Origin of the sequence: Nonomuraea sp. NPDC049480 (assembly GCF_044465905.1) — a bacterium.
Lineage (GTDB): Bacteria > Actinomycetota > Actinomycetes > Streptosporangiales > Streptosporangiaceae > Nonomuraea.
On sequence record NZ_JBITMD010000091.1, the window covers coordinates 1 to 1025 of the forward strand.

Sequence of the window (1025 nt, forward strand, 5' to 3'; positions counted from 1 at the left end):
GGTCCGGCCCACAGACTGCCGCATACCCATCCGCTTCAGCTTCTCACCAAAGACTCCCGACGTGTAGTTCGACCCACGATCGGAATGGAAAATAGCTTCATCAGCGATGCGAACGTTGACCGCGGCCATGTCCATCGCCGCCTCGATCAGCGACGTCTTGTAATGATCGCCCATCGCCCAGCCGACCACCTTCTTGCTGAAGCAGTCGATGACCGTCGCCAAATAGAGAAACCCTTCCCAGGTCGGGATGTAGGTGATATCGCCGACGAACTTCGTCCCCGGCGCCTCGGCGGCGAAGTCCCGCCGCACCAGGTCAGGGATCCGATGGTGCTCATCGGCGTCGGTGGTGACCGGCCGCCACGGCGCCGGCTGGCAGGCGACCAGGCCCAGCTCGCGCATCAGCAGCCGGACCGTCTCCACGCTCACCTCTTCACCCCGGCGCAGCAATGCCGCGTGCACCCGCCGATGCCCGTAAGTCTCATGGCTGTCGTCGAAAACAACAGCAATCAGTGCCTTTAACCGTTCACGGCGTTCAGCGGTCGCCGACATCGGGCGACTGCGCCACTCATAAAACCCCGACCGCGACACCTGCAACCAGCGGCACATGTCGACAATCTTGTAGTCAGCCTTCTCCGCGTCGATCAGCTCGTACTTGGCCGTTATCGATTCTCGGCCGCGAAGAAGGCGGCGGCTTTTTTCAGGAATGCGACTTCCTCGCGGAGCTTGCGGTTCTCACGCTCCAGTTCGAGTTCCCGCTCGCTCTTTTCCCCGCTCTTCCCCGGAGCGGCCGGCGCCACGCCTCCGTGCTCCCGCCGCGAAGCCTTCACCCAGTTATGCAGGGTGGTGTCGTGGATGTCCAACTCCCGGGCGACATGCGACACCGGACGATCCCCATCCAGCACCATGCGGACGGCCTCATCCTTGAACGCCTGCGAGTAAGGGCCCTTACGTCGTGCCAACTACTGCTTCCTTCCGGTCACCCCAACCCTAGTTGGGGAGCTGTCCGGAAGATCTAGGGCACCTCA

General features: G+C 62.6%; 2 protein-coding genes. Both read right to left on the minus strand.

What is annotated here, in order from left to right; genetic code table 11:
* Window positions 1-705: IS3 family transposase (locus tag ACIBX3_RS61255; RefSeq protein ID WP_397130041.1), on the minus strand; the 705-nt coding region annotated here is incomplete at its 3' end.
* Window positions 660-959: a transposase gene (locus ACIBX3_RS61260; RefSeq protein ID WP_397130040.1), complete on the minus strand. Its 300-nt coding sequence runs from the start codon at window positions 957-959 to the stop codon at window positions 660-662. The genes ACIBX3_RS61255 and ACIBX3_RS61260, both read right to left, overlap by 46 nt.
* Window positions 960-1025: the final 66 nt, after the last annotated feature.